Annotated in this window: 1 protein-coding gene; it reads right to left on the reverse strand. The window is 31.6% G+C overall.

The features are described from left to right. Positions 1–268, reverse strand: a 268-nt coding sequence (locus tag KFD70_RS29325; RefSeq protein WP_431613559.1) for an IS3 family transposase, incomplete at its 3' end; no start/stop codon positions are given. Between the last annotated feature and the right edge of the window lie 23 nt (positions 269–291).

Here is a 291-nt window from a genome sequence, read left to right on the forward strand (position 1 = left end):
GAGATAATACGTTATATTTTCTCATGATACGTAATACTTTTTTATGATTCATTACGATGTTAAATTGATCACGTAGACAAGCTGTAACCCGACGATATCCATACCGATATTTATGATGTTGACATATTTCTATTACGGTTTTTTCTGCATGATTAGTTACTGTTTTCTCCTGCGTTTTCCAACGATAATAAGTAGCACGTGAAATATTAAATATGGAACACAGTTCTGCAATTGTAAAAATTGATTGCCATTCCTTTATCATTTTCATTATTTCTTCTTTTCCTCCCACCT

Origin of the sequence: Bacillus pfraonensis (assembly GCF_050768835.1) — a bacterium.
In the GTDB taxonomy this organism is placed as follows: Bacteria; Bacillota; Bacilli; order Bacillales; family Bacillaceae_G; genus Bacillus_A; species Bacillus_A pfraonensis.